Here is a 20,218-nt window from a genome sequence, read left to right on the forward strand (position 1 = left end):
CACTATTGAAATTAAAGTTTCGTTTTGCCTTAACTATGATTTTACGTTCTATATTATAGCATGTTTTAACCGTATATATATGAAATATTCCTACTACATGACACGTTTAAACATTTTTTCTAACTCATATTGAGAAAACGATACAATAATTGGGCGTCCATGGGGACATGTAAACGGATCGAAACACGTTCTTAAATCGTCCAACAATTGCACCATATCCTCATGTTTCAAATAATGGTTAGCTTTAATCGAACGTTTACACGCCATTAAAATGGCAGCCTCTTCCCGCAACTTTTTTAGATCGATCTTTTGGTATTCGAGAACTTGTTCAACCATGTCGCGGATAAGTCCTTCTTCTTCCCCCTTCGGTAACCATTGAGGGTGTGAACGAATGATAAATGTGTTATCTCCAAACGGTTCAAAGAACAATCCGACTTTCCGTAATTCATCCATATATTGCTCAACAAGTATTGCTTCTTGTTTAGAAAATTCAAACGTTAACGGAACGAGCAGCTCTTGCAGTTCCTCCTCAACATAGCCTACCTTTTCCCGAAAAAATTCATATTTTATACGTTCTTGTGCTGCGTGTTGGTCAATAATGTACAACCCATCTTCGTTTTGGGCTAAAATGTAGGTCCCGTGTAGTTGTCCAATCGGATAAAGGTCAGGAATACGGGGTTGTTTATTTTGAGTAAAACCGTTTTCTTCCTCCACGAATTGTTCGGACATAGGTTCATCAGTTAGTGCGGGCACATTCGGTTGTTCTTCTATGTTGCGGGAGTGGCCGTGATGTTGTTTTTCAACATCATCGAGAACAAAAGATTGTTTCTCTTTTACGTCTGGAACATCCCTCGTTTGCACCTCATAAAAGCTTCGGTCTGGTTGATGCCTTACTGTTGAATTCGAAAATGTCATCGATGACTGATATGCCTCTTCTTTTTGTTTCCTTGTTGCTGTACCTGCAGGGATGAGAATTTCCTTTTTCAAAGTTTGTTTCACACCCTGTTCAATAGCATCGAACAGTTCCTTTTCCTTACTAAAACGGACTTCTAATTTAGCAGGATGTACATTCACATCAACTAACACCGGGTCCATTTCAATATTCACAACAGTTACCGGGTACCGCCCAATTGGCAACAGCGTATGGAAGGCTTGTAATATTGCTTTATTAATAATGTGACTTTTAATAAATCTACCATTAATAATCGTAGACATATAGTTGCGATTTGATCTGGTCACTTCCGGTTTGGCAACAAATCCTTGAATTGTAAAGTCAAGAGTTTCATTATGAACAGGTAACATTTGACGCGCTGTATTTACCCCGTATATTTGGGCAATCACTTGTTGTAAGTTACCATTTCCATTTGTTTGAAACAGTTTTCTATCATTATGAATACACTCGAACCGAATATTCGGGTGGGAAAGTGCCATTCGATATAATACATCTGTAATGTGACCTAGTTCGGTGTGTATCGTTTTCATATACTTTAAGCGTGCTGGTGTATTATAAAACAAATCTTCTACGACTATTTCTGTCCCTTTTCTAGCGTCACTTTTATCCTTTTTCTGTACTTCTCCACCATGCAATGTAATCATTGTTCCAGCCGATTGACCTGTTGACGTTCTTAACTTTAGCCGACTTACGGATGCTATACTCGCTAGCGCCTCTCCTCGAAAACCTAGTGAACGAACACGGAATAAATCTTCTTCCGTTTTTATTTTACTTGTTGCATGCCTAAAGAAGGCACGCTCACAGTCATCCGCCGACATGCCATCACCATCGTCTGTAATTTTAATGACTGATAAGCCTGCTTCTTGTAATTCCACTTTGATCCACTTACTGTTCGCATCAATACTATTTTCTACTAATTCTTTCACGACGGAAGCAGGTCGCTCTACCACTTCACCTGCAGCAATTTTATTGGCTAAATGTTCATCCATTAATTGAATTTTTCCCATTGTGCTTCCTCCTTCCATCATGATTTAACAGACTTTTGCAATGTATATAAAAGATTCATAGCTTCCATTGGTGTCATTTCTAGTAAATTTAATTCCTTTAACGTCTTAATCACTTCATGATGCTCTGTAGCTGGCTCATTTCCTCTATCCCTGTCAAGGAACAAGTCGAGTTGAAATTGCTCACTTTGACTTGGTTGACCTTGTTCGGGCGTATCCTTTTGTTCAAACTGTTGTAATACCTCATACGCACGGTTAATTAATTCCGGAGGCATATTCGCCAATTTTGCAACATGTATGCCGTAACTTTCATCTGCTGCACCTTTTTCAATTTTGTGAAGGAACACGACTTTGCCTTCATACTCTTCAGCTTTTACATGGACATTTTGTAATTTTTCTAATGTATCTTCTAATGATGTTAACTCATGATAATGGGTAGAAAACAGCGTTTTTGCATGAACTCGATCATGTAAATATTCTACAATCGCTTGTGCTAGGGACATCCCATCATATGTGCTTGTACCTCTCCCAATTTCATCAAGTAAGATTAGACTTCGCTCTGTCGCTTTGGCAATTGCATTATTCGCTTCCAACATTTCCACCATAAACGTACTTTGGCCGGCTACAAGATCATCGGCTGCACCAATTCGCGTAAAAATTTGGTCAAAGATTGGAAGAGTAGCTCGTTGGCATGGTACAAAACAACCCACTTGCGCCATCACCACTGTTAAAGCTAATTGTCGCATGTACGTACTTTTCCCGGCCATATTAGGCCCCGTTATGAGCATAATATCTACGTGCTCATTCATCACAATATCGTTCGGAACAAAAGTGTCATCCTGCATCACTTGTTCAACAACTGGATGACGCCCTTCTACAATGTTTAAATTTCGTGAGTTAGTAAATTCCGGCTTCGTATACCGGTTTTGCTCACTTACTTCAGCAAAGCTTTGCAGCACATCTATTTCACTAATAATTTGCGCAAGTTGCTGTAATTGTGGAATAAACTCTTTCACTTGATCCCTAATTTCAACAAATAATTCGTACTCCAACTCCACACTTTTCTCTTCAGCCTCCATAATAAGAGCTTCTTTCTCTTTTAGTTCAGGTGTAATGAATCGTTCTGCATTACTTAATGTTTGCTTCCGTTCATATCGACCTTCAGGTAGTGAGTGGAGGTTTGCTTTTGTTACTTCAATGTAATAGCCAAACACTTTATTATAGCCAATTTTTAATGACTTGATACCTGTCGCATGTTTTTCTTGCTGTTCTAACTGTGCAATCCACTGTTTTCCATTTTTTGAAGCATAGCGGTAATCATCTAGGCGACCATTATAACCAGATTTTATAAGGCCTCCTTCTTTAATAGAAATTGGTGGATCCTCATGAATGCTATCTTCAAGAAGCTTCTTTAATTCAGGTAAAGAATCAATGTTTACACCGAGTTCCTGTAGTTCCTCCTGCTGGAACTTTTGCAGGGTCTCTTTAATGATAGGCACATTCGCTAACGACTTCTTCAATTGGATTAAATCTCGTGCATTTACGTTCCCGAAAGATACTCGACCTGATAGTCTTTCAAGATCATAGACTTGCTGTAGTGCCTCACGTAATGCTTCTCGTTCAAAGAAACCATTCATTAATCCTTCAACTTGGTTGAGACGTTTTTCAATTGCACTTTTAGAAAGCAATGGGCGATCTAACCATTTTTTTAACATACGAGAACCCATAGCTGTAACCGTTCTATCTAAAACCCAAAGTAACGATCCCTTTTTCCCTTGTTTCCGAATCGTTTCCATTAACTCTAAATTTCGCTTCGAATACATATCTAGTTTCATATATTGTTTCAATTCAATATACGAAACAGGTTGAAGATGGCTTAAGGAACGTTTCTGTGTACGCCAAATATATTGAAACAAACGACCAAACCCATTAATCAATTCCTGCTGTTGAATCGAATTAACTAAATGTAAGTACTGTGAAGGGATGTCCACTTCATCCTCATAAGAAATGGTAACATCAAGTCTCGTCTGTAATGTTTCTACCTCTTGATCATTCATATTAGCAGGTACGACAATCTCCTTTACGGGGCGATTGTATAACTCACTAATAACCGCATGAATACCATCGTCTATTTTGGCTACACTATTTTCTCCAGTTGATAAATCATTATAGGCAATAACAAAAAGACCTTCCGCGACTGGCGATAACGAGGCGATATAATTATTTTCCCGTTCATCGAGCATGCTCCCTTCCATTACCGTACCAGGAGTTATCAATTGTACAACTTCTCGCTTTACGACACCTTTCGCTTGTTTTGGGTCTTCCACTTGTTCACAAATAGCTACTTTATAACCTTTATTTACCAATGTCTTAATATAATTTTCGGCTGAGTGATAAGGTATACCGCACATCGGAATGCGTTCATCTCCACCATCTCGGCTTGTTAATGTTATTTCTAATTCTTGGGATGCTTTTAAAGCATCATCAAAAAACATTTCATAAAAGTCTCCTAAACGGAAAAATAAAAATGCTTCTTTATATTGAGATTTTATTTTTAAATATTGCTCCATCATAGGTGTGCGCTTTGCCATTATAAATTTCACCTAGCCCTTAACGGTTATTATTTCGTCTATTATTATATCACAGTCATCTTTCTGCTGAAAAAACAGAAAAAAACCTGGCAATTACGCCAGGCTTTGTCATTAGTGGTCACTACTACTTTCTTCGCTGGATGAAACATCAGGGTTTAAATCTGCTAATTCAGCTTCTAAACGATCGTAATCATAGTCATCATGATCTTTTCCGTGTGGGTCTAATTTAACATACATTTTTGTTTCTCCAATTACTTCTACAACGAATTCCCTTTCGATTTCACAAACAATTCGGTTTCCATTGCTGGAAATTTCACACTCAATACAGTTTGGTTGTTGAACCACTTTTGCTATAACATCTAATTCATCAGAAATACAATGCTCATCTTTCATCAAGAGAGGAATTTTATCTGTGTACGTAACTTTATCGGATACAACTTCTGTTTTGGTATTATCACTGTAAGAATACCATACATTAATATCGTAACTTCCTGATACTTCTACGAAGTCCCCTCTTTTTTTCGCGCTGTATTTATGATTGATAACCCAACACCCCAAAATTGATGTTGGACGATGTAAAGGAGTTACGGTATGAGAAGCTTCCGTAAACTTTTTGCCTTTCCCGCAAACGGCTTTTGTAATGATTTGACGAGAATTTTTATCAAACAATGTTGCTACCTCCTCCAAATGAATTCCATGATATATTATTCAAGGCATACGCCCGAAGTGCATCATGTAGTAAAGTTTAATAACTATTTAGTAGAGATATCCGTCTAATAAATATTATGCTTTGGCCTATAGATGTGTGTATCATCAAAGCTAGGAAAAAACAAAAAACCTACATCCATTTTTAAAAATGGCATGTAGGCTTTTAACATTTGTATGATTTAATGACAGGAAGGTGAATGCTGCTTAGCCGAACCCGTTTCTCCACCAAGAACGTCTCCACCAGTTGAGCGGATTACTTCATTTGTCACTTCTCTAGCAATCGTATTTGTAATCATTTGTAAAATGTCGTTAATGATTACCTGACTGTCTTTAAATTCCGCTACTACTGGTATATTATCTAACTCATCCTGAAGCCGGTTTAACTCTGCTTCCACCTTTTTTAACGCTTCATGCTTCCCATAATGCTGGAAGTTAACCGCCTGCTTTTGTAAAGCTTTAATACGTTTAATTAACCCTTGAACTTTTTCATTTTCATTAAGCTTTTCTTCCAATTGTTTAAAACGATCAATTTCTTCAATGTTGGCCAGCATTTTTGCAAGCTTTTCCGCTTCTTCGACCACTTGTTTTCTTGTATATTGTCCCATATTAATTCACCTCTACTGCTTCTTCGACCATTTCACCATCAAGTGTCCACGTTTTTGTGTTTGTCACTTTCACTTTTACAATTTTTCCGATGGCAGATTTTGGTCCTTTAAAGTTTACAAGCTTTTGTTTTTTTGTATAACCTGCTAACACGTCTGGATTATTCTTGCTTTCTCCTTCAACAAGAACTTCAACAATTTCCCCTTTAAACTTCTCCAAAGCTTCACGAGATTGCTTATTCACTAATTCATTTAAGCGATATAGACGTTGCTTCTTCACATCCATTGGTACGTTATCCTGCATTTTAGCAGCTGGTGTACCTTCACGTGGAGAATAAATAAATGTGTATGCTCCTTCAAATCCAACTTCCTCCACAAGTGTCATTGTGTCTTCGAACTGTTCGTCCGTTTCATTTGGAAATCCCACAATGATGTCAGTAGTTAAAGCAACTCCAGGGATAGCTTCTTTAATTTTGCGAACAAGCTCTAAGAAACGCTCACGTGTATATTTCCGTGCCATTAATTTTAGTACTTGTGAGTTACCAGATTGTACCGGCAGGTGAATATATGGCATTAAGTTTCCACCTTTAGCCAGGACCTCAATTAGGCGATCATCGAAGTCTCTCGGATGAGATGTTGTAAAACGGACACGTGGAATGTCAATTTTACGAATTTCATCCATTAAGTCTCCAAGCCCATATTCCATATCGTCAAAATCTTTTCCATACGCATTTACGTTTTGTCCAAGCAGGGTAACTTCTTGGTATCCTTGTGCAGCTAGGTGACGAACCTCCTGAATAATATCTTCCGGTCGTCTACTTCTTTCTTTACCACGTGTGTACGGAACAATACAGTACGTACAGAATTTGTCGCATCCATACATAATGTTGACCCATGCTTTTATCTTTCCTTCACGTTTTTTCGGAAGGTTTTCAATAATGTCACCTTCCTTAGACCATACTTCTACAACCATTTCTTTTCCGAACATCGCTTCTTTCACGAGTTGTGGTAAACGGTGTATATTGTGTGTACCGAAAATTAAGTCAACGTGTTGGTGCTTTTGTAAAATTCGATTTACTACCGATTCCTCTTGGGACATACATCCACATACACCAATAATTAAATTAGGATTCTCTAATTTTAACGGCTTCAAGTGACCAATTTCTCCAAACACTTTATTCTCCGCATTTTCACGAATTGCACAAGTGTTTAACAGAATAATATCAGCCTCTTTTGCCTCGGTTGTAGATTCATAACCTAGTTCCGTTAGCATTCCAGACATAACTTCTGTATCATGTTCATTCATTTGACAGCCGTAAGTACGAATCAAAAATTTCTTCCCTTTACCAATTCCTTTAACATCGTCAGGAATTTGGTAACCTTCATATTTTACTTCTTCTTTTCCACGCTTCTTTGCTTGCTTTAAATCCGGTGGTTGGTATGTCGTTTGAAAGTATTGCATAAAATCTTCAGATGATTTTTGTTTTAATCGGTCAAGGTTTTCCTTTTCGGATTTTACGTCCGCTGGATTTCCTTGTTTTATTTGCGTCATTTCTTTCCGTTGTTGTTCATTCATCGCGAAGGCTCCTTTCTTCTCGTATCATATCTAACTGTAATATTATAGCAAGGATAAACCAAAAAAGAAAATCGTTTCATAATATCGTCACTATTTTTCATATTACTCTTGAGAAGCAATAACTACTTCTCTTTATGGTGAACCGGACAACCCTTATCATCACATTTTCCAACAGGTACGACGTTTCGGTTTTTCGCAATCCATCTATAAACGATATGACCCACCCGTAATTTAATAAAAAGATGAAGAATGGGTGCCAGCATGCGGTAACGGGGAACTCTTCTAGCAATCTGTAAAATGGTCTCAATTCCTGCATAGACCTTACTAGTTTTCGGTTCCATGCTATAAATTTGTTCGACTACATCTTTCCCGCCTAGACCATATCGCTCTATAACCCCATCGTCTCGAAAACTTGTAAAATGAACAAGTTTATGCTGGTCCCACTTTTCGATATTTTGCCTTGCTTTTTGGCATAGAGGGCACCAGCTATCATAAAATACAATTAAATCTTCCTTCATGAACCGTTCTCCCACCTTTCCACCTTTACCGTTGTTACTATTATTAACCTTAGACAATGAGAGAAAACATATCAACTTAAGGGATTTCTATCCGTATTGCTTGTCGATTCTTACCGGAAAAAGGCAGATCAACATTCTTTTTGCGCTTTCCCCGGAAATAGGCCATAAAAAAGCTAGCTTGTTAAAAGCAAGCTAGCTTTTTCTTTACATAAATTCCGCAATCAGTTCGTCAAACTTTTGTTGATCTAATTGAAGGTCCGAGTCTTTTAATGGCTGTTCAGCGTATCCAGATACAAGTTCTTGATAAGACTTTTTCTCTTTATCCTCGTATATAATACCTGTCACGAGACTATTATGTTCCATCAACGTTTTCATCGCGGCAGCACGATCATGTCGATCATAATCGTCAACATCAGAAAGTTTCACTAAGTTTTCTTTAAACCAGTCGTATGTGTTGATTTTGTTATACGTTACACATGGACTAAAGACATTAATTAAAGAGAAACCTTTATGCTCAATCCCTTTTTCTATAATAGCTGTTAAGTCCTTTAAATCACTTGAAAAGCTTTGGGCAACGAATGAGGCTCCAGATGATAGTGCCATTTCCATAATGTTTACCGATGATTCAATCGAGCCTTCCGGTGTACTTTTCGTCTTAAATCCGAACTCACTTCGTGGCGATGTTTGCCCTTTTGTTAACCCGTATACTTGGTTATCCATAATGATATAGGTAATATCAATATTTCTACGAATAGCATGTATGGTATGCCCCATGCCAATCGCTAGACCGTCCCCATCACCGCCAGCGGCGATTACCGTCATATCCCGATTGGCCATTTTCACACCTTGTGCGATTGGTAAAACTCTACCGTGAATTCCATGAAAACCGTAAGTGTTAATATATCCTGATATACGGCCGGAACATCCAATCCCCGATATGACTGCTAAATCTTCAGGTTCTAGGCCAACGTTAGCAGCTGCTCGCTGCATCGCAGCCTGAACGGAAAAATCTCCACAACCTGGGCACCAGTTTGGTTTTACATTATTACGGAAATCTTTAAACGTTGCCATTTACAACAACTCCTTGCATTACTTCTTTGTATAGTTCACCCGGTAAAAATGGGGTACCGTCATACTTCAAAATGCTTTCGAATTTGTCATGGTAACCGACGTTCATTTTCATAATATTCGCCAGTTGACTCGTTGCATTATGTTCGACGACAACCACTTTTTTCGCCTTTTCTACTAACCCCTTCACCTCTTCTGTTGGGAACGGATGGATTAGTCGAATGTGTGCATGATTTACTTTTAATCCGTCTTTTTCTAAACGTTCCATAACCTCTTCAATAACACCCCGTGTGGATATATAGCCGACAAACAAAATATCTGGTTCATCATAATTTGTCTTTTTATAAACGGGTGTATGGAAACGATCTGGTAGATCACGTAATTTCCGTAAGCGTTTATCCATTTGATTTTTACGGTTATCTGGTTTTTCCGAAGGTTTCCCCGTCTCGTCATGTTCTACACCAGTAACATGGTAAATACCATTTTTCGTCCCTGGTAATATCCTTTGTGATACGCCATCCTCTGTCACTTCATAACGTTTGAAATATTCTCCCTTACCTAGTTCAGGTAAATCCGGAGAGATCTCTAATTTTCCTCTTCGAATTTCTACATTTTCGATATCCAAAGGATCAACTGTTTGTTTACCTAGTGACAATTGTAGGTCTGATAACAGGATGACTGGACATTGATATTCCTCAGCGTAATTCAATGCCTCCACCGCATCGAAAAATGCCTCTTCTACGGTACTTGGTGCCATAACAATTTTCGGAATCTCCCCGTGTGTTCCGTATATCATAGACATTAAGTCAGATTGTTCTTGTTTGGTTGGTAAACCAGTACTTGGACCACCACGTTGAGTATCCACAATGACGATTGGTGTCTCAGTCATACCGGCTAAGCCAATCGATTCCATCATTAGTGATAGTCCCGGTCCTGCAGAGGCGGTTATTGCTCTTACACCTGCATAGTTCGAGCCAATAGCCATTGTTGCTGCAGCCATCTCATCCTCTGTCTGTATTACTGTACCCCCGAATTGTGGTAATTTTTTAATCATATACTCCATAATTTCAGAGGCAGGAGTAATCGGATATGCTGCCATGAAGCGGCATCCACCCGTCAGGAAACCGAGAGAAATCGCATCATTCCCAATCATAAACATTCTTCGTTTGCCATCAGCGGCTGATAGTTTCATAGAAGGAGCGTCTCCGTCTACCGAATTACGAATGAATTGGGCACCTTCTGCAATTGCCTCCATGTTTTTCTCTACGATTTTTTCACCTTTACGACCAAAAATTTCTTCCACAACATCACGAAACACATTCGGTTGTAAGTCTAGTACTGCGCTAGATGCCCCAACCGCCACCATATTTTTCATTAATGATGTACCAAGGTCCCTCGCAATGTCTGTAAAAGGTACGGCAAATAGTTTAACCCCTGTACCCTCTGGAATGGTTGGTTTAAATTTAGCGTCTGCTAACACGACTCCTCTGTCATGGAGCTCGTGGAAGTTAACGTCAATTGTTTCTTGATCAAATGCTACAAGAATATCTAAATCATCTTGTATTGACCGAACATATGTGGTCGAAACTCGAATTTTGTTATTCGTATGGCCACCTTTTATACGTGAGGAAAAGTGACGGTAGCCGTATAAATAGTAGCCCAGTCGATTTAACGCTGTTGCAAAAATTTCACCAGTACTTTCAATTCCCTCACCTTGTTGCCCGCCTACTTTCCAGGACAATTGGTTAATCATGTTCAAGCCACCCCTTAACATTCTCATAAAATAAAAAACTATAATTTGCTAAAAAAACTAGTTTATACAGATACGCTATAACTTACTTACGGTAATGTATTCAAAAAGTTTTGAAATGTTAGTTTATGTACCGTTGTCTTCGAAAAGGTTTTTTCTAACTGTTTCACGAACGAATTGTATTCCTCATGATCTTTAATTCCTTTTACAACTCCACTTGTTCCATCAAAATCAGATCCTAATCCGATTACATCTTCACCACCTAATTCAAGGATCTTTTCCATGTGTTGGACAACATGTTTAACGTGAGCACGATTGTCTGTAGTTAAAAACTCAGGAACAAATGTCATACCGATAAAACCGTTCGCATCAATTAAAGCTTTTATTTGTTTATCATCTAAGTTTCGTTTATGGGGCATAAGGTCATACGCATTTGAATGAGTTGCAACTGGATATTCAGCCACATCTAAAACATCCCAAAATCCTTGGTATGATATATGCGAAACATCTGCCCAAACACCGTATGTGTTTAACGTTTCCACAACGTCATATCCGAAGGATGTCAAACCAGCTCCGCGTTCTTCCCCTATTCCATCACACGTAGCATTGCTGTTGTTCCACGTTAAGCCAACTGATCGCACACCGAGATGTAGTAACGTTTTTAACTTTACTACATCTTGTCCAATCGGATGGCAACCCTCTAGAGTCAACATTGCACCTTTTTCATGCTCTTGTAACTGTTGTATATCTGATTTTGTTTTTACTAGTTTTATGTTTTCATAAGGCGCTATAATATTCTCATAAAATAGATTCACCATATCAAGAGTAACACGGAATTGCAGGTCATCTGGTACATCATCGGGGACAAAAATTGCAAAGCATTGTACTTTCACGTCACTTTTCATCCACTTATGATAATTTACTCGTAATTCTGGACTATCCTTAAAGTGTAAACTAGGATTTTTCCATAGTTGATATAGTACATCACAGTGTGCATCAATAATCAAAGTAGATTATTCCCTCCTAAACTATAAAAATAAAACCTGTTTGCAGTCGAGCAAACAGGCCTAAGCTTCCATTATCTAGGTTCAACAATTAACTTAATAGCCGTACGCTCTTCGTTATCAATCATGATGTCAGTAAAGGCAGGAATACAAATTAAGTCAACACCACTAGGCGCTACGAAACCTCGTGCAATCGCTACAGCTTTCACCGCCTGATTCAAAGCACCAGCCCCTATAGCTTGAATTTCAGCCGACCCCCGTTCCCTTAATACATTTGCGAGGGCACCTGCTACAGAGTTGGGATTTGATTTTGCTGAAACTTTTAATATTTCCATTACTAGTTCCTCCTTAATTTTCTAATATTCTTCCACAATTACTATATTCATGAAATAATAACTTATTCCTCTTTATTATGGACTAATTTTTTGAAAAATTCAAATATTTAATCAAAAAATGGGTGATCATCGTTTATTGTGATTCTTTTTATACTTTTTGACCTGCCAGTTTTAGAATCTATGTCGACTATAACTCCGCTTAATTGGGCTCTACCTTTATCTGGTACTTCAAACCGGACAGGTAAACTCGTCAGGAATCGACGGATGACGTCAGATTTTTCCACTCCTAAAATGCCATCATATGGGCCAGTCATACCTACGTCGGTAATATACGCCGTTCCTTCATGTAAGATTCTCTCATCCGCTGTCTGCACATGTGTATGTGTTCCAACAACTGCGCTAGCTCTACCATCCACGTACCATCCGAGAGCCTGCTTTTCACTAGTTGCTTCAGCATGAAAGTCGATAAATATTATAGAGGTTTTTTTCTTGGCTTCTTTAATGAGTCGGTCTACTTCTCGGAATGGGTCCTCTAACGGTGGCATAAAGGTTCTACCTTGGATATTAATCACAGCTACTGTATTCGCCCCGACCTTATAGTAGACAATGCCTTTCCCTGGTGTATCTTCTGGGAAATTTGCTGGTCGAGCCATGCGTTCTGCATTATCAATAAAATCAAATATTTCCCTTTTATCCCATGCATGGTTTCCTAATGTGATAACATCAGCACCCCACTGCAAAAAGTTATTATAAATTTTTTCGGTAATCCCTTTTCCATGTGCAGCATTTTCTCCGTTCACAATGGTTACATCTGGGTGATATTTTTTCTTTAATTTCGGTAAATGATCTTGAAGCATCTGTCGTCCTATGGATCCGACAATATCTCCGATAAATAATATTTTCATGATTTCTTCCTATCTCCTATCATTCATGTATGTACGGTTTCAGTTTCACATAAGATGTAATAAAAGTCAAAAGCTCTCTCTATAGAATCGCCATATTTTCCCATCTTATGAAAACAAACAAAAAAAGCGACCAAAATCGGTCGCTTATTTTGCATATTCTACTGCTCTTGTTTCCCGAATTACTGTCACTTTAATGTGACCCGGATAATTCAGTTCATCTTCAATTCGCTTTCGGATGTCTCGAGCAAGTCGTAAAGATTCTGCATCATCAATTTCGTCTGGACGAACCATAATACGAATTTCACGACCTGCTTGGATTGCATATGATTTTTCTACCCCTTCATATGCATCGGAGATCTCTTCCAGCTTTTCCAATCGTTTAATATAGTTCTCAAGCGTCTCACTTCGTGCACCTGGACGTGCTGCAGATAAAGCATCAGCAGCAGCTACTAATATGGAAATAATAGAAGTTGGTTCTTCGTCACCATGGTGGGAAGCAATGGCGTTCTTTACAACTTCATGCTCCTTGTATTTACGCGCAAGTTCAACACCAATTTCTACGTGACTTCCTTCCACTTCGTGATCAATTGCTTTTCCGATATCATGTAGTAAGCCAGCACGGCGAGCTAGACGTTCGTCTTCCCCTAATTCCGCTGCCAACAAACCAGCTAAATACGCTACTTCCATTGAGTGTTTCAGTACATTTTGACCATAGCTCGTACGGAATTTTAATCGACCTAGAATCTTGATTAAATCTGGATGTAGTCCGTGAACACCAACTTCAAACGTTGCCTCTTCACCAACTTCGCGGATATATTCATCCACTTCGCGACGAGATTTATCAACCATTTCCTCAATACGTGCAGGGTGGATTCGTCCATCTTGGACTAACTTTTCAAGAGCTAAACGAGCCGTTTCCCTACGGATTGGATCAAATCCTGATAGAATAACTGCTTCTGGCGTATCATCAATAATGAGATCAATTCCTGTTAAAGTTTCTAAAGCTCGAATATTTCGACCTTCTCGTCCAATAATTCGACCTTTCATCTCGTCATTTGGTAAGTTTACGACTGACACAGTAGTTTCAGCTACGTGATCAGCAGCACAACGTTGCATAGCAAGAGATAACATTTCTTTTGCTTTTTTGTCAGCTGCTTCTTTTGCACGGTTTTCAGATTCTTTAATCATGACGGCCGTTTCGTGTGAAATCTCTTTTTCAACACGCTCTAAAATTACTTGTTTAGCTTGGTCAGTTGTGTAACCGGAAATGCGTTCAAGCTCAGCTTGCTGTTTCTTCATCAACTCGTCCACTTTGCTTTCCATCTCTTGCAGATGTTGTTGTTTTTCAGCAAGTGATTCTTCTTTCTTCTCTAACATGAGCTCGCGCTTATCCAGCGATTCACTTTTACGATCCAAGTTTTCTTCTTTTTGCATAAGACGATTTTCTTGTTTCTGAACTTCCGTTCTTCTATCACGAAGTTCATTGTCCGTCTCTTGACGCAACTGATGTATTTCATCCTTAGCCTCTAAAAGCGCCTCACGTTTTGCGGCTTCAGCATTTCTTCGCCCTTCTTCGACAATTTGTTTTGCCAAGTTTTCAGCACTCGAAATTTTTGCCTCAGCAATAGACTTGCGAATTAAATAACCAACAACAATACCGACAACAACGGCAAGCAAAATGGAGATGATGAGGGTGACTAAACTGTCCATCTATTCACCTCCTCTTGCTGTAATGCTAGTACAATTCTTTTCAGTCGGCATGTACAACATTCCATTTGATTCTTCACATTTCATTTTAAAACATAATTCAATGAAAAATAAAATTATACATACTAATTTTAAGCCTGAGAAATTTCATTGTCAAGGAATTGTCAAATTTAAAACCCTTTCCGCACATTTTGGCAGAAAGGGCTTGATTTTTTTATGCATCTAACTCTTGCTGTTCTTCTTGTTCACCTGATTCTTCATCTAATTTATAATGACCACGAATCGCTTGGTTAATCTCTGTAAGAACATCTTCATTTTCTCTTAAAAATTGTTTTGCATTTTCTCGGCCTTGTCCTAGCTTCTCATTGTTGTAGGAATACCATGATCCGCTCTTTTGAACAATATCAAGATTACTACCGATATCGATCAATTCTCCTTCTTTGGAAATCCCTTCACCATACATAATATCAACTTCCGCCTGTTTAAATGGAGGAGCTACTTTGTTTTTCACAACTTTAATTTTCGTTTTATTCCCTACCATATCGTTCCCTTGCTTTAATGTTTCTGCACGGCGTACCTCTAAGCGTACGGAAGAATAGAACTTTAAAGCACGGCCACCTGGCGTTGTTTCTGGGTTCCCAAACATAACGCCAACCTTTTCACGAATTTGGTTAATGAAAATAGCAGTAGTTTTGGACTTGTTAATAGCACCAGAAAGCTTACGTAATGCTTGTGACATTAAACGTGCTTGTAACCCTACATGAGAGTCTCCCATTTCGCCTTCAATTTCCGCTTTCGGAACAAGTGCTGCAACAGAGTCAACAACAATAATGTCAACTGCACCACTTCTTACAAGTGCTTCCGCAATCTCAAGCGCCTGCTCCCCTGTATCAGGTTGTGATAGAAGCAACTCTTCTATATTTACACCTAGATTCCTGGCGTATACAGGATCAAGTGCGTGCTCTGCATCTATAAAAGCTGCCTGACCACCGTTTCTTTGTGCTTCAGCAATAGCATGCAAGGCAACAGTTGTCTTACCAGAAGATTCAGGTCCGTAAATTTCTACAACACGTCCACGGGGATAGCCACCAACTCCTAAAGCAACGTCAAGTGCTAACGACCCACTTGATACAGTAGAAACTCTCTGTTCTGCCTGTTCCCCTAACTTCATAATAGAACCCTTACCAAATTGCTTTTCTATTTGTCTTAACGCCATATCTAAGGCTTGTTTACGTTCGCTCAACATTCTTCCTCCTTTAAACTTTCTATTACTACTATAACGTTTTTTTGATAGTTTGCCAACAAAAATGCGAATAAATGTTCTGTTTTTTTCATTACCGTATATTGATAAAACTGCCAAATCCCTATGGGAATGGCTGTTTCTAGTAAATAAGCAATGGAACATTATGATTTTAGCAATTTATACAATAGTTCATACCCTTTTTTAACTGCCCGGTTTCTAATATTATCACGACTCCCGTGAAACGTATAGGCGTAAATTTGAGGAGGGTTTGAACCCTGTTTAATTCCGATATAAACGGTTCCAACCGGTTTCCCTTCTATCGGGTCTGGTCCTGCATTACCAGTAAAACTCATACTGATATCTGTATGCATCATGTTTTGAACGTTTTCGACCATTTCAAAAGCACACTGCTCACTAATGGTTCCATACTGATCAATTGTTCCCGATGAAACTAGTAACAGTTTTTCTTTCACTTCCCTTTGATAACTCACTATCGATCCCCTCACAACTTTCGAAGCGCCTGGGACAGATACGAGTTTTTCAATGAAACGTCCACCTGTTAGACTCTCCGCGGAGGATAATGTCATATGTTTTTCCTCCATTATGTTCAACACGGTACTCTCAATTGTATCATGATCAATTCCATAACAATATTCCCCAACGACTTGAAAAATTCGCTGTTGCAGTTCGTCAATAAGGGCGTATCCCTTTTCCTTTGTAGTGGCTTTCGCAGATAACCTAAGCAACACGCCGTCATCTCCTGCAAGTGGAGCAATAGTTGGGTTTGATTGACTTTGAATAATATGTGAGATTTTATCTTCTAAGGTCGATTCTCCAATACCGATAAATTTTAATTCTCGTGAAACAAGCTGACCTGTTAATTCATACTTTTGTTTTAAAAATGGAATGACTTTTTCATTCATAATCGCCTTCATCTCGCGCGGAACACCAGGCAGAAAGATCCATCCTGTTCCTTCATGTTCAACGAACATTCCCGGTGCCATTCCTTCATCATTTTGAAATACAGTTGCATTTTCAAATACAACCGCTTGTTTTCGGTTATTTTCTGTCATTGGTATACCATTCTTCTCAAAATGAGCTTCAACACGCTTTAAGGATGTTTGATCAATGACTAATGACCTGTTCAACACGTTTATAGCAGATTCCCTCGTTAAATCGTCTTCAGTAGGGCCGAGCCCTCCTGTTACGATGACAAGCTGCGACCGTTGCTGTGCCATCTGTAATACACTTGTAACACGGTCGGCGTTATCTCCAACTGTTTGATGATAATATACATTTACACCGAGGTCGTTTAACTTTTGGGAGAGCCATTGACTATTGGTGTCAGTAATTTGCCCTAACAACAATTCAGTTCCAACGGATATAATCTCTGCCTGTATGTTCTTCATTATTTTGAACCCCTCATTACATGCCAATTTTTTATAAAGTAGTCAACCCCAGATACAACGGTAATAATTAAAGCTGCGTATAATGAAATCGTTGCAAATGGGAAACCAATATAAGAAAACGGAAAGTTATGTAAAAGCAAAGTTGCAATGGCTATGATTTGAATGGTCGTCTTCCATTTCCCCATTTGGCTCGCTGCTAGTACAATTCCTTCACCGGACGCCACTAAACGAAGACCAGTGATGGCAAATTCTCTACTTATAATAACAATGACTACCCAGGCCGGTGCTTGACCTAGTTCTACGAGTAGAATAAAAGCTGCCGACACAAGCAACTTATCAGCAAGGGGATCGAGAAATTTCCCTAAATTTGTTACTAAATTGTACTTCCGTGCATAATATCCATCCACCCAATCAGTAGCAGATGCAAAAATAAAAATTAGTGCTGCTACAAAATGGGAAACAGGAAGGTCACTTTCTCCAATGTTCATCGCTCCCCATTCAAACGGATATGCAAGAAGGAAAATAAACAACGGGATTAAAAAAATACGTGAAAGGGTAATTCGATTTGGGATATTCATCTTAACGCCTCCATCTTTTAAGTGATTCAACGTAAGAAAAGTCATCGTCAACACGATGACTTCACTAGTTTATTCACTTTCTTCTTTAAACAAAATTTTCACTTGTTGGTAATAGTTCTTTGATTCCGTAGGGTCAAACGGATACTCAAATGGTTCACCGTTAATTTTAATATTTAAATCTACGGAACGGCCGATAATCAGTACAACTTCTTTTTCACCTGTTACATCTACTTCCGTTGGTGATTTATCTTCGTTCATCATATCGTCGAAAAACTTTTTATTCTTTTCATTCCGAACCGTTAACCAACTCTCATTTTCTGTTTCAAATGTTAATACGAATTGTTCAGCGTTTGTTAATTCATATACAGAGGATGGTCCCCCATCATCTGTACTGATTAACGATAAGGTTTGCTTAGGCTGTTCTGGTTCTTCTTCTGGTATTTCCTCAGAAAGTTGTTCTTTATCATTTCCATCCTCTTGTGCAGCTGACTCTTCGTCGTTTTCATTTGGTTGATCCTGCTGTTGTTCTTCTTCGTTTCGTTGATATTCAATTGGCTGATTTGAATCATCTTCCTGATCTGAATCATTAGCCGGATCAATAGTACCTTGATAAAATACGTAAGCAAACACGATTGTGCCTATGATTAAAAGTGCTACGATAATACGTGGTAAAATGTGAAATAAGGCCGAACTTTTCCCAGTACTTGCCTGTCTTCGATGTTTCTGCAATCGTGACAATTGTTCAAGGTTTTCTTCCTCAGTGGAGGGAAGCTCTGCTTCATATTCATTTAATAATTCATTCGGGTCAAGTCCAACTGTATCGGCGTATTCCCGAATAAATGCTCTCGTATAAAAGCTGCCAGGCAATATCGAAAAGTCACCTTTTTCTATTGCTTCTAAATAGCGTTTCTGTATTTTTGTTCTTTGTTGTATGTCATCTAGTGACAATTCGTGTTCGATTCTAGCCTGTTTCAGTTTTTCGCCCAGTTCCATTGTTCCACCATCCATCTCTAAAAATCAAACATTGAAAAACCGTTGTCACGGGAAAAATCAGACTGATCTTCCATTTGATAAACAATTTCCTCATCATCACTATTTCTTAACTCAATTATGTAGTCAAAATCTTCCAAATTATACTCGGTTTGTTGAACGAAAATATCTGGATGCTCAACAACTTTAACCGATGGTATTCGCATGATTTCTCTGACAAGTTGCCAATGCTTCTCATTAGCTCTTTTCGTCGAGACAATCCCATCTATAATAAACAGGTTATCAGAATTGTATTCATCCTTAATCAGTTGACTTCGAATCGTTTGTTTCAATAAAGTACTAGACACAAATAACCACCTTTTATTGGCACAAACACTTGCAGCTACAATGGATTCTGTTTTTCCGACACGGGGCATTCCACGTATCCCGATTAACTTATGACCTTTTTTCATAAATAGTTCCGCCATAAAATCAACGAGTAGGCCTAATTCATCCCGAACAAAACGAAACGTTTTTTTATCGTCTACATCACTGTGAATGTATCTTCCATGCCGAACAGCAAGTCTGTCACGCAACTTCGGGCGACGTAATTTTGTAACCGTAATCGTATCCATTGTATCAAGGATTGATTTTAATCGGTTTACTTGTTCTCCATTGTCACATAAAAGTAGCATTCCCCGCCTTGAATCCTCAACCCCATTTATTGTTACAATGTTAATTGATAACATCCCTAACAACGAAGAAATATCTCCAAGTAATCCGGGGCGGTTATGTTGGATTTCATACTCTAAGTACCACTCTATCCGCTCTCCCATGACGATTCTCCTTTTAAAGTACACATACTTACCATTATAATAAAGGATTTTGACATCGTAGAAAAGGATATATGTTAAAAAATTCTACAAATTTTCACAATAAAATGCAAACAAGAGGGTGAAAACCCCTCTTGTTTTTTAATGATTTGTACCTTCATTTTGAACCATTTTCACCATCAAGTTTGCAATCGCGTGTTTTTCTTGATCGTTAGCGACACTCCACAAGTCTCTAAGAACTGCTTCTTGACTGTTCTTAGCATCAACATTCTTTGCCAGGTAATCACCAATTTCTGTTGCCAATTCAGCAATGGCACCGTGATTCAACCCTTGGCCTTCAGCTTCATGGAGTTTATCACCTAAGAAGTCCTTCCATGTTTCAAAGTTGTCTAAGATGGACATGCTTATATCCCTCCTTATGGTACATTTCACAGTTAGTTTTAACCGTAATCAAAAGAATATGTAT

The 20,218-nt window shown here is 38.6% G+C and carries 18 protein-coding genes; all 18 read right to left on the reverse strand.

All coding sequences use genetic code 11. From position 1 onward, the window contains the following. Positions 1–93: 93 nt before the first annotated feature. Positions 94–1,959, reverse strand: coding sequence for a DNA mismatch repair endonuclease MutL (gene mutL / locus NLW78_RS06285; RefSeq protein WP_254496165.1), 1,866 nt, complete (start codon positions 1,957–1,959; stop codon positions 94–96). Positions 1,960–1,976: 17 nt separating this feature from the next. Then, complete coding sequence (gene mutS / locus NLW78_RS06290) at positions 1,977–4,547, reverse strand: DNA mismatch repair protein MutS (protein ID WP_254496166.1); 2,571 nt, start codon at positions 4,545–4,547, stop codon at positions 1,977–1,979. Between the two features lie 111 nt (positions 4,548–4,658). Beyond that, the gene (gene cotE, locus NLW78_RS06295) at positions 4,659–5,216 is read right to left on the reverse strand and encodes an outer spore coat protein CotE (protein ID WP_254496167.1); all 558 of its coding nucleotides are present in this window, start codon (positions 5,214–5,216) and stop codon (positions 4,659–4,661) included. A 218-nt stretch (positions 5,217–5,434) separates the two neighbouring features. Further along, positions 5,435–5,860 (reverse strand): YlbF/YmcA family competence regulator, encoded by a 426-nt coding sequence (locus NLW78_RS06300; RefSeq protein WP_254496168.1) that lies wholly within the window; start codon positions 5,858–5,860, stop codon positions 5,435–5,437. A gap of 1 nt (position 5,861) precedes the next feature. After that, the gene (gene miaB / locus NLW78_RS06305) at positions 5,862–7,433 is read right to left on the reverse strand and encodes a tRNA (N6-isopentenyl adenosine(37)-C2)-methylthiotransferase MiaB (RefSeq protein WP_254496169.1); all 1,572 of its coding nucleotides are present in this window, start codon (positions 7,431–7,433) and stop codon (positions 5,862–5,864) included. A 122-nt stretch (positions 7,434–7,555) separates the two neighbouring features. Beyond that, the gene (locus tag NLW78_RS06310; protein ID WP_254496170.1) at positions 7,556–7,951 is read right to left on the reverse strand and encodes a thiol-disulfide oxidoreductase DCC family protein; all 396 of its coding nucleotides are present in this window, start codon (positions 7,949–7,951) and stop codon (positions 7,556–7,558) included. A gap of 204 nt (positions 7,952–8,155) precedes the next feature. Beyond that, positions 8,156–9,022, reverse strand: coding sequence for a 2-oxoacid:ferredoxin oxidoreductase subunit beta (locus tag NLW78_RS06315; RefSeq protein ID WP_254496171.1), 867 nt, complete (start codon positions 9,020–9,022; stop codon positions 8,156–8,158). After that, positions 9,009–10,772: a 2-oxoacid:acceptor oxidoreductase subunit alpha gene (locus tag NLW78_RS06320; protein WP_254496172.1), complete on the reverse strand. Its 1,764-nt coding sequence runs from the start codon at positions 10,770–10,772 to the stop codon at positions 9,009–9,011. The genes NLW78_RS06315 and NLW78_RS06320 overlap by 14 nt, the downstream gene beginning before the upstream one ends. Positions 10,773–10,858: 86 nt before the next feature. After that, the gene (locus NLW78_RS06325; RefSeq protein WP_254496173.1) at positions 10,859–11,776 is read right to left on the reverse strand and encodes a dipeptidase; all 918 of its coding nucleotides are present in this window, start codon (positions 11,774–11,776) and stop codon (positions 10,859–10,861) included. Between the two features lie 71 nt (positions 11,777–11,847). After that, complete coding sequence (gene spoVS / locus NLW78_RS06330) at positions 11,848–12,108, reverse strand: stage V sporulation protein SpoVS (RefSeq protein ID WP_044157499.1); 261 nt, start codon at positions 12,106–12,108, stop codon at positions 11,848–11,850. Positions 12,109–12,215: 107 nt separating this feature from the next. Next, the gene (locus NLW78_RS06335) at positions 12,216–13,013 is read right to left on the reverse strand and encodes a TIGR00282 family metallophosphoesterase (RefSeq protein WP_254496174.1); all 798 of its coding nucleotides are present in this window, start codon (positions 13,011–13,013) and stop codon (positions 12,216–12,218) included. A 144-nt stretch (positions 13,014–13,157) separates the two neighbouring features. Beyond that, the gene (gene rny, locus NLW78_RS06340) at positions 13,158–14,723 is read right to left on the reverse strand and encodes a ribonuclease Y (RefSeq protein WP_254496175.1); all 1,566 of its coding nucleotides are present in this window, start codon (positions 14,721–14,723) and stop codon (positions 13,158–13,160) included. Between the two features lie 211 nt (positions 14,724–14,934). Next, the gene (recA, locus tag NLW78_RS06345) at positions 14,935–15,963 is read right to left on the reverse strand and encodes a recombinase RecA (protein ID WP_302328470.1); all 1,029 of its coding nucleotides are present in this window, start codon (positions 15,961–15,963) and stop codon (positions 14,935–14,937) included. Between the two features lie 161 nt (positions 15,964–16,124). Next, positions 16,125–17,372, reverse strand: coding sequence for a competence/damage-inducible protein A (locus tag NLW78_RS06350; protein WP_254496177.1), 1,248 nt, complete (start codon positions 17,370–17,372; stop codon positions 16,125–16,127). Further along, positions 17,372–17,950 carry a CDP-diacylglycerol--glycerol-3-phosphate 3-phosphatidyltransferase gene (gene pgsA, locus NLW78_RS06355; protein ID WP_254496178.1) on the reverse strand — a complete coding sequence of 193 codons (579 nt, stop codon included), beginning with the start codon at positions 17,948–17,950 and terminating at the stop codon, positions 17,372–17,374. Before pgsA ends, NLW78_RS06350 begins: the two co-directional genes overlap by 1 nt. 69 nt (positions 17,951–18,019) lie before the next feature. After that, on the reverse strand, positions 18,020–18,943 hold the full coding sequence (locus NLW78_RS06360) for a helix-turn-helix domain-containing protein (protein ID WP_254496179.1): 924 nt from the start codon (positions 18,941–18,943) through the stop codon (positions 18,020–18,022). Between the two features lie 17 nt (positions 18,944–18,960). After that, positions 18,961–19,755 carry a DUF3388 domain-containing protein gene (locus NLW78_RS06365; RefSeq protein WP_254496180.1) on the reverse strand — a complete coding sequence of 265 codons (795 nt, stop codon included), beginning with the start codon at positions 19,753–19,755 and terminating at the stop codon, positions 18,961–18,963. 138 nt (positions 19,756–19,893) lie between these two features. Further along, positions 19,894–20,154 carry a DUF3243 domain-containing protein gene (locus tag NLW78_RS06370; protein ID WP_254496181.1) on the reverse strand — a complete coding sequence of 87 codons (261 nt, stop codon included), beginning with the start codon at positions 20,152–20,154 and terminating at the stop codon, positions 19,894–19,896. Between the last annotated feature and the right edge of the window lie 64 nt (positions 20,155–20,218).

The organism is Salirhabdus salicampi (genome assembly GCF_024259515.1).
GTDB classification, from domain to species: domain Bacteria; phylum Bacillota; class Bacilli; order Bacillales; family Alkalibacillaceae; genus Salirhabdus_A; species Salirhabdus_A salicampi.

What these genes read in the sequence shown, in the direction of transcription:
- mutL (WP_254496165.1), bottom strand. Translation starts at nt 1,959, where the DNA reads ATGGGAAAAATTCAATTAATGGATGAACATTTAGCCAATAAAATTGCT.
- mutS (WP_254496166.1), bottom strand. Translation starts at nt 4,547, where the DNA reads ATGGCAAAGCGCACACCTATGATGGAGCAATATTTAAAAATAAAATCT.
- NLW78_RS06300 (WP_254496168.1), bottom strand. Translation starts at nt 5,860, where the DNA reads ATGGGACAATATACAAGAAAACAAGTGGTCGAAGAAGCGGAAAAGCTT.
- miaB (WP_254496169.1), bottom strand. Translation starts at nt 7,433, where the DNA reads ATGAATGAACAACAACGGAAAGAAATGACGCAAATAAAACAAGGAAAT.
- NLW78_RS06310 (WP_254496170.1), bottom strand. Translation starts at nt 7,951, where the DNA reads ATGAAGGAAGATTTAATTGTATTTTATGATAGCTGGTGCCCTCTATGC.
- NLW78_RS06315 (WP_254496171.1), bottom strand. Translation starts at nt 9,022, where the DNA reads ATGGCAACGTTTAAAGATTTCCGTAATAATGTAAAACCAAACTGGTGC.
- NLW78_RS06320 (WP_254496172.1), bottom strand. Translation starts at nt 10,772, where the DNA reads ATGATTAACCAATTGTCCTGGAAAGTAGGCGGGCAACAAGGTGAGGGA.
- spoVS (WP_044157499.1), bottom strand. Translation starts at nt 12,108, where the DNA reads ATGGAAATATTAAAAGTTTCAGCAAAATCAAATCCCAACTCTGTAGCA.
- NLW78_RS06335 (WP_254496174.1), bottom strand. Translation starts at nt 13,013, where the DNA reads ATGAAAATATTATTTATCGGAGATATTGTCGGATCCATAGGACGACAG.
- rny (WP_254496175.1), bottom strand. Translation starts at nt 14,723, where the DNA reads ATGGACAGTTTAGTCACCCTCATCATCTCCATTTTGCTTGCCGTTGTT.
- NLW78_RS06350 (WP_254496177.1), bottom strand. Translation starts at nt 17,372, where the DNA reads ATGAAGAACATACAGGCAGAGATTATATCCGTTGGAACTGAATTGTTG.
- pgsA (WP_254496178.1), bottom strand. Translation starts at nt 17,950, where the DNA reads ATGAATATCCCAAATCGAATTACCCTTTCACGTATTTTTTTAATCCCG.
- NLW78_RS06360 (WP_254496179.1), bottom strand. Translation starts at nt 18,943, where the DNA reads ATGGAACTGGGCGAAAAACTGAAACAGGCTAGAATCGAACACGAATTG.
- NLW78_RS06365 (WP_254496180.1), bottom strand. Translation starts at nt 19,755, where the DNA reads ATGGGAGAGCGGATAGAGTGGTACTTAGAGTATGAAATCCAACATAAC.
- NLW78_RS06370 (WP_254496181.1), bottom strand. Translation starts at nt 20,154, where the DNA reads ATGTCCATCTTAGACAACTTTGAAACATGGAAGGACTTCTTAGGTGAT.